Genomic DNA, 7,895 nt, shown 5'->3' with positions numbered 1-7,895 from the left:
GCCGCCCCCCCCGCCGCTTTCGGGAGGCGGCGGGCGCTGCGGTGCGTGTGGCGGGGGGAGCGGCTCACATGATCGGGTCGGGCTCCCGGGCCAGGTCGGCCGCGCCGACCAGGCCCGCCTTGTTGCCGAGCCGGGCGGCGAGCACGTCGGCGACGGGACGCCAGTTGCCGCCGACCAGCCAGCGCTTGTACGACTTGCGGATCGGGCCGAGGACCAGTTCGCCCTCGTCGGAGAGGCCGCCGCCGACGATGAACGCCGACGGGTCGAAGAGGGACGCCAGGTCGGCGAGGCCGGCGCCGACCCAGCGGGCCAGCTCGCGGTAGGAGTCGACGGCCACCCGGTCGCCCTGCCGGGCGGCCATGGAGATGTGCTTGCCCTCGATGCCGTCGGGCGTGCCGTCGCCGAGGGCGAGCAGCGTCTCGGCGTTCTCCGGGGTGGCGTTGGCGCGCTGCTTGGCGTAGCGGACGAGGGCGCGGCCGGAGGCGTACTGCTCCCAGCAGCCCTGCGAGCCGCAGCCGCACAGCAGGCCGTCCGGCACCATGCGGATGTGGCCGAACTCGGCGGCCACGCCGAAGTGGCCCCGGCGCAGCTTGTTGCCGATGATGATGCCGCCGCCGAGGCCGGTGCCGAGCGTGATGCAGATGACGTTGCGGTGGCCCTTGCCGCCGCCGAACTTGTACTCGCCCCAGGCCGCGGCGTTGGCGTCGTTCTCCACGACGACCGGCAGACCCGTGCGGGCCTCGACCTCCGCCTTCAGCGGCTCGTTGCGCCAGTCGATGTTGGGCGCGAAGTACACCGTCGAGCGCTGGCGGTTGACGTACCCGGCCGCACCGATACCCACGCCGACGATGTCGTGCCCGGCGCGCGCACCCTCCACCGCGGAGGCGATGGCGTCCACGATGCCCTCGGGCGTGCCCGGGGTCGGCACCTTGTGGGTCGAGAGGATGTTGCCTTCCTCGTCGACCACGCCGGCCGCGATCTTGGTGCCGCCGATGTCGACGCCGATGGTGAGTCCCATGAATCCCTCAGTTCCGGTCGAGCCCCGCTACCGCCAACGGTACCCGAGGCCCTGCCCCCGGGCTCCGGGCGTCCGAACGGTGAGCGGGCCCGGCGGGAGCCTCGCGCCCGCCGCGGACCGGCGCGTCAGTCCAGGTCGATGCGCTCGCCGGGGCCGGTGCCGGGGTCGTCGCCGCGGTCGTGGCGCGCGTCGGGGCCGGAGGAGGCGGCGTCGCGGGGATCGGGGGCGCCGGGGGTGCTGTCGCGGGCCGTCCAGCGGCGTTCCTGCTCCCGCACGGCGGAGCGGTAGGCGGCGAGGAGTTCGTTGCCGGCGGCGGCGAGGTGGTCGAAGACGTCGGGGTTGCGCTCGATGACGGGTTCGACGGCGGCCCTGGCCTGCTGGACGACCTGGCGCACCACCTGCTGCGCGGCGGGCCCGGCGAGCGCGTCGAACAGGGGCGACTGGAGGCCGGAGAGCTTGTCGAGTCTGTCGGTGACCGCGTCCACGAGCTTCTTCAGCTCCTCGGCGGCGGAACCGGGAGGCGGTCCGTGCTCGGCGCGGCGGCGCGCCTTCTCCGCCGCCAGGTCCTCGGCGCAGGCGGTCGCCCAGGCGTCGTCGTCCGCGGCGGCCGCCCGTACGTCGTCGGCCTGCTGCCCGGCGGTCTCGTCCGCGTCGTCGTACGGGGGGAGCTGTTCGCTCATGACGGACTCCTGACTACGGCTGGCCTCTCCGACGTTACCCGAACGGGCCCGGCCGCTTCACCGGGTGCGCGGCCACAGCTGCGGATCCGGCCGGAACCGGATGCGCAGCTCGTCCTCGCGCAGGGCGGCGCCGTCGACGGTGCAGCGGCGCAGCGCGGACGGCAGCGGGACGATGCGGCGGAAGGGGCCGGCGGTGACGACGAGTTCGTCGCCGCGCCGGATGAGGTCCAGTTCGTCGCGGCGGGCGCCCGGCAGGGGGAGGTGCCAGACGAGGACGCCGTCGTCGGCGCGCCGGTCGGTCACCGGCCAGTCGACGGTGCCGCCGCCGGCCGGCGCGCCGGGCAGGCCGAGCGCGGCGAGGTCGTCGGTGCCGCGCGGGTCGCGTCCCAGGTGGGCGGCCGGGTGGACGTCGTGGGACTGCCGCCACTCGTCGAGGGTCTTGCGCTGCTGGGCGACCGGGCCGGCGAGCCAGCTGTCGCCGTCGCTCTCCGGCAGGACGCGGGTGGCGATCAGCGCGTCCGTGCGCAGGCCGCGCAGGGCGACACCGAGGGTCGCGGTGCGCACGGCGTCCGCGCCGGCCGGTCCCGGCTCGGCGACCAGGCGTACGGCGGTGCCGCGGTCGGCGAGCACGGCCTCGACGGCGGCGAGCTGCAGGTCCAGGCGGGCCGCCGTGTCGTACAGCCACTGGGCGGGCAGCGGGACGCCGGCGAGGCGGCCGAGGACGGGGCGCAGGGCGCGGGCGGCCTGCCGCTCGGGCGGCAGCAGCCGGCGCAGGTAGCGGCGCAGTTCCTCGGGGAGGGCGAGCAGGGCGAGGGCCTGCGGGGCGGGCGGCAGGTCGACGACGAGCAGGTCGTACGCCTCCGACAGCGCGGCGTCCCGCAGGGCCCGCAGGACGGCGAGTTCCTCCGCGCCGGGCAGCGGTCCGATCTCCTCCGGTTCGAGCCGGGAGGCGCCGAGCAGGTCCAGCGCGGAGGCGGCCCGGTCCTGGAGGGCGGTCAGGTCGGCGCGGAAGCCGGCGTCGGCGTCGACCCGCCGTGCGGTGAGGCCCGGGGCGGCCTCGACCGGTCCGGTGCCGACGGGCGTGCCCAGTACCGCGCCGAGGGTGTCGGTGCGGTCGGTGCCGAGCAGCAGGGTGCGCGCGCCGGCGCGGGCCGCGGCGAGCGCGGTGCCGGCCGCGACGGTGGTGCGCCCGCTGCCGCCGGGGCCCATGATCAGGAGGGTACGCATGGGGGTGAACGCTACCCGGGCGGGCGTCCGCGCCGGTCGGGCCCTACTGCGCGCCGGACTCGACCCGCTTCTTCAGGCCCGCCAGGGCGCGGTCGATGATGACCTTCTCGGCCTTGCGCTTGATCATGCCGAGCATGGGGATCTTGACGTCGACGGTCAGGCGGTAGGTGACCTCGGTCGTGCCGGGGCCGGCCGGGGCGAGGACGTAGGAGCCGTCGAGGGCGCGCAGCATCTGGGACTTCACGAGGGTCCAGGAGACCTCGTGCGGGCCGGCCCAGGTGTACGCCAGCGTCTGGTCGTCCTTGATCGCGCCGGCGTCCATGACGAGGCGCACCTGTTCGGCGCGGCCGTCGCCGTCGGTCCTGAGGACCTCCGCCTCCTTCACCTCACCGGTCCACTCCGGGTAGCGGGCGAAGTCGGCGATCACCCCCATGACATCGGCCGGGGCCGCCTCGATCGTGATGCTCGAGCTGGTGTGTTCCGCCATCGCCGTGGCTCCTCCGGATGCGGGCCGGTACTCGGATCGCCGTGCGCGAGTGCAGCGCACGCCTGTGCAGCGGAAGGCTACCGCGCACCGCACCGCCGCAACTCACCCCACCTGGGGCGTCGTCACCACTCGAGGGCCCAGGGCCGTCCGCTGCTCGCGAAGTGCCCCACGTTGACGCACTCGGTGGCGCCGATCCGCATCCTGCGCGCCAGCGGCTGGTGCACGTGCCCGAACAGCGCGTAGCGGGGCCGGGTGCGGCGGATGGCGTCCAGCAGGGCCCGGCTGCCGCGCTCGAAGCGGCGCGCGACGGTGTCGTACACCAGCTCGGGGACCTCCGGCGGGATGTGCGTGCACAGCACGTCGACCTCGCCGACGGCTTCGATCTTCGCCGCGTACTCCTCGTCGTCGATCTCGTAGGGCGTGCGCATCGGGGTGCGCAGGCCGCCGCCGACGAAGCCGAAGGTCCAGCCGCCGATCTCGGCGCGCTGCCCGTCGAGGACGGTCGTGCCCGGTCCGGCGTACTCCTGCCACAGGGGCGGCATGTCGACGTTGCCGTAGGTGGCGTACGTCGGGGTGGGGAAGGCGGCGAACAGCTCGGCGTACTGCTTGCGCACCGCTTTCTCGATGGCGGTGGCCCGGTCCTGGTCGAGTCCCGCCCACAGCCGGGCGCCGAACGCGCGGGCCTCCTCGAAGCGGCGGGCGGTGCGCAGTTCCACGATGCGGTCGGCGTTCTCGGTGCCGAACAGGTCGGGGAAGATGCCGCGCGAGTGGTCGGCGTAGTCGAGGAAGAGGACCAGGTCGCCCAGGCAGATCAGGGCGTCGGCGCCCTCGCCGGCGCGGGCCAGGTCGCGGGCGTTGCCGTGCACGTCACTGACCACGTGGACACGCGTGCGGCGCCGGCCGCCTGGTGTGGGTGCCATGACGATCAAGGGTATGCGCGGGTGAAGGGCGGGAACAACGGTGCCGACGGGCCGGGACGGGGTGCGTGCGGGTGCGGACGGCGGTGTCCGGGGCGTGGAGGAGGGCGGGCGGACCTGCGGTTACTGGCTCGTCGGCGAGGGGGTGGACTACTGTGCGCAATGGAACACCAACCTGTGTGACGCAGCGAACATCTCGGCGGGCCCCCCTGTCGTAGACGGCATACCGGCGGGTAACGTCCGGGCAGTCCAGTCGTGCTCGAGATTTCAACTTGTGAATTCGCGAGCACCCGCCCGACCCTTGGACCGCACCGTCGCATCGCACAACGTCGTGGCGCCGGCGCCCTAAGAGGAGCAGCAGTCTTGCGCGAGTTCAGCCTTCCGGCCCTGTACGAGGTCCCTGCGGACGGCAATCTGACCGACATCGTCCGCAGAAACGCCGCGCAGCACCCCGACGTCGCCGTCATCGCCCGCAAGGTGGGCGGCAGCTGGCAGGACGTGACCGCGACGACGTTCCTCGCGGAGGTACGGGCGGCCGCCAAGGGCATGATCGCGGCCGGTGTGCAGCCCGGCGACCGGGTGGGCCTGATGTCCCGCACCCGTTACGAGTGGACGCTGCTGGACTTTGCGATCTGGAGCGCCGGCGCGGTCACCGTGCCGGTGTACGAGACCAGTTCGCCGGAGCAGGTGGCGTGGATCCTCGGCGACTCCGGGGCCACCGCCTGCTTCGTGGAACTCGGCACGCACGCGCAGGCCGTGGAGTCGGTGCGCGACCGGCTGCCCGCACTGAAGAACGTGTGGGAGATCGAGGCCGGCGCCGTCGCGGAACTGGACCGGCTCGGCCGGGACGTCACCGACGAGACGGTCGAGGAGCGCAGTTCGTTCGCGAAGGCGGACGACCCGGCGACCATCGTCTACACCTCCGGCACCACCGGCCGCCCCAAGGGCTGTGTGCTCACCCACCGCAGCTTCTTCGCCGAGTGCGGCAACATCGTGGAGCGGCTGCGTCCGCTGTTCCGCACCGGCGAGTGCTCGGTGCTGCTGTTCCTGCCGCTCGCGCACGTCTTCGGCCGGCTGGTGCAGATCGCGCCGATGATGGCGCCGATCAAGCTGGGCTGCCTGCCCGACATCAAGAACCTCACGGACGAACTGGCCGCGTTCCGGCCGACGCTGATCCTGGGCGTGCCGCGGGTCTTCGAGAAGGTCTACAACTCGGCGCGCGCCAAGGCGCAGGCCGACGGCAAGGGCAAGATCTTCGACAAGGCGGCGGACACGGCGATCGCCTACAGCCGGGCGCTGGACACGCCGTCCGGGCCGCCGCTCGGCCTGAAGATCAAGCACAAGGTGTTCGACAAGCTGGTCTACGGCAAGCTGCGAGCGGTGCTCGGCGGACGCGGCGAGTACGCGATCTCCGGCGGCGCCCCGCTGGGCGAGCGCCTCGGCCACTTCTTCCGCGGCATCGGCTTCAGCGTGCTGGAGGGCTACGGCCTGACCGAGTCCTGCGCGGCCACCGCGTTCAACCCGTGGGACCGGCAGAAGATCGGCACGGTCGGCCAGCCGCTGCCCGGCTCGGTGATCCGCATAGCGGACGACGGGGAGGTGCTGCTGCACGGCGAGCACCTGTTCAAGGAGTACTGGAACAACCCGGCCGCCACCGCCGAGGCCCTGACCGACGGCTGGTTCCACACCGGGGACATCGGCACCCTGGACGAGGACGGCTATCTGCGGATCACCGGCCGCAAGAAGGAGATCCTGGTGACCGCGGGCGGCAAGAACGTCGCGCCGGCGGTGATCGAGGACCGTATCCGGGCGCACGCGCTGGTCGCGGAGTGCATGGTGGTGGGCGACGGGCGGCCGTTCGTGGGTGCGCTGGTCACCCTCGACGAGGAGTTCCTGGGCCGCTGGTGCGCCGAGCACGGCAAGCCGGCCGGTTCCACGCCGGCGTCGCTGAGCGAGGACCCGGACCTGCTCGCGGCGATCCAGTCGGCCATCGACGACGGCAACTCCGCGGTGTCCAAGGCGGAGTCGGTGCGCAAGTTCCGGATCCTGCCCGCGCAGTTCACGGAGGAGTCGGGTCATCTGACACCGTCGCTGAAGCTGAAGCGGAACGTCGTGGCGAAGGACTACGCCCACGAGATCGAGGCGATCTACGCCAAGTAGGGCGTGCGGGGCGGCGTTCCAGGTGTCGGGGACGCCGTGGGGCTCTCCGGCGGACGCTGCCGGTCGCGCCCTCGGGCGCGGCGGCGGAGCTGAGCCGCACGACGTCCAGGCCGCACGGCGTCCCGTCCCCGCGCCCGCAGTGCTCGTCCCACAGCACGGTGCTCGCTCTACAACAGGGTCTTCAGGCGCTCCGCCAGCAGGTCCCAGCGCCACTTCTCCTCGACCCACTCCCGGCCCCGCTCACCCATGCGCCGGCGCAGCTCTGCGTCCCCGAGGAGCGCGACGATCCGCTCGGCGGTCCGGTCGGCCGAGTCGCCCCGCACCCCCCAGCCGGTCTCGCCGTCGAGGACCGCGTCCGGGGCGCCGCCGGAGTCGCCGGCGACGACGGGCAGACCGGTCGCGGACGCCTCCAGGTAGACGATGCCGAGCCCTTCGACGTCCAGTCCCCCGCGCCGCGTCCGGCACGGCATCGCGAAGACGTCACCGGCGCCGTAGTGGGCGGGCAGTTCGGACCAGGGGACGGAGCCGGTGAAACGCACGGAGGCGGCGACGCCGGTGTCGCGCGCGAGGGCGCGCAGGTCCTTCTCGTACGGGCCGCCGCCGACGATCAGCAGCACGGCGTCCGGCTCGGCCGCCAGGACCGCGGGCATCGCCCGGATCAGCGTGTCCTGGCCCTTGCGCGGCACCAGCCGTGAGACGCACACGACCACCGGCCGGTCGGTCAGCCCGAGCCGCGCCCGCACATCGTCGCCGCCGGAACCGGGGTGGAAGGTCTTCTCGTCGACGCCGGGCGGCAGCTGCACCATCCGCGAGGCCGCCTCGGGAGTGAGCGCGGCGGCGATCCGGGAGCGGGTGTACTCGCCGAGGTAGGTGATGGTGTCCGTGGACTCGCCGATCCGGCGCAGCAGTTGCCGTGCGGCGGGCAGCTGGGCCCAGCCGGCCTCGTGGCCGTGGGTGGTGGCCACGATCCGCTCGGCGCCGGCCCGGCGCAGCGCCGGCGCCATCAGCCCGAGCGGCGCCGCCGCCCCGAACCACACCGAGGTGCACCCGTGCTCGCGCAGCAGCCCGACGGCCCGCCGGGTGGCGCCCGGCGTCGGCAGCAGCATCGTCGTGCGGTCGCGGACGACCGTGAAGGGCTGCTCGGCGTCGAAGGCGGCGGTCGCCTCCACGCCCTCCCGGGTGCGCTTCCAGGTGGAGGCGTAGACGACGATCCGCTCCGGGTCCAGGCGCAGCGCCATGTTGTGCAGGAACGCCTGGATGCCGCCGGGCCGGGGCGGGAAGTCGTTGGTCACGATCAGGGTCTTGTGCATCGTGGCAGACCCTACCGAACGGGGTTGCGCGCTCCGCCACGGCCGCGCTCTGTGGCACGTGCGGCACGGTCCGGGACATCATGGCCCCTCAGGACC

Annotated in this window: 7 protein-coding genes; 1 reads left to right on the top strand and 6 read right to left on the bottom strand. The window is 73.7% G+C overall.

Going from position 1 to position 7,895, the window contains the following annotated elements; translation table 11 throughout:
• Nucleotides 1-64 precede the first annotated feature (64 nt).
• The 5 genes from FGW31_RS25580 to FGW31_RS25560 all read right to left on the bottom strand — a co-directional run bounded on the left by FGW31_RS25580 (nt 65) and on the right by FGW31_RS25560 (nt 4,332).
• Entirely contained in the window at nt 65-1,018 is a 954-nt protein-coding gene (locus tag FGW31_RS25580; RefSeq protein ID WP_142195866.1) for an ROK family glucokinase, read from the bottom strand.
• Between the two features lie 125 nt (nt 1,019-1,143).
• A complete protein-coding gene (locus tag FGW31_RS25575) occupies nt 1,144-1,698 on the bottom strand; it encodes a DUF5304 domain-containing protein (RefSeq protein WP_142195865.1) in 555 nt (184 codons plus the stop codon).
• A 57-nt stretch (nt 1,699-1,755) separates the two neighbouring features.
• Nucleotides 1,756-2,925 carry an ArsA family ATPase gene (locus tag FGW31_RS25570; RefSeq protein WP_142195864.1) on the bottom strand — a complete coding sequence of 390 codons (1,170 nt, stop codon included), beginning with the start codon at nt 2,923-2,925 and terminating at the stop codon, nt 1,756-1,758.
• A 43-nt stretch (nt 2,926-2,968) separates the two neighbouring features.
• Nucleotides 2,969-3,412 (bottom strand): SRPBCC family protein, encoded by a 444-nt coding sequence (locus FGW31_RS25565; RefSeq protein ID WP_142195863.1) that lies wholly within the window; start codon nt 3,410-3,412, stop codon nt 2,969-2,971.
• 122 nt (nt 3,413-3,534) lie between these two features.
• Nucleotides 3,535-4,332, bottom strand: coding sequence for a metallophosphoesterase family protein (locus tag FGW31_RS25560; RefSeq protein WP_142195862.1), 798 nt, complete (start codon nt 4,330-4,332; stop codon nt 3,535-3,537).
• Nucleotides 4,333-4,692: 360 nt separating this feature from the next.
• Between FGW31_RS25560 and FGW31_RS25555 the strand changes: the two genes are divergently transcribed.
• Nucleotides 4,693-6,489, top strand: a complete 1,797-nt coding sequence (locus FGW31_RS25555) for an AMP-dependent synthetase/ligase (RefSeq protein ID WP_142195861.1) — start codon at nt 4,693-4,695, stop codon at nt 6,487-6,489.
• Nucleotides 6,490-6,656: 167 nt separating this feature from the next.
• On the opposite strand, the gene FGW31_RS25550 is transcribed toward FGW31_RS25555, so the two are convergent.
• The gene (locus tag FGW31_RS25550) at nt 6,657-7,799 is read right to left on the bottom strand and encodes a glycosyltransferase family 4 protein (RefSeq protein ID WP_142195860.1); all 1,143 of its coding nucleotides are present in this window, start codon (nt 7,797-7,799) and stop codon (nt 6,657-6,659) included.
• Nucleotides 7,800-7,895 lie beyond the last annotated feature (96 nt).

This window comes from Streptomyces calvus, from assembly GCF_006782915.1.
Taxonomy (GTDB): Bacteria; Actinomycetota; Actinomycetes; order Streptomycetales; family Streptomycetaceae; genus Streptomyces; species Streptomyces calvus.
The sequence above is the reverse complement of the archived record's forward strand: the minus strand, read 5'-3'. Positions and strand labels throughout refer to the sequence as shown.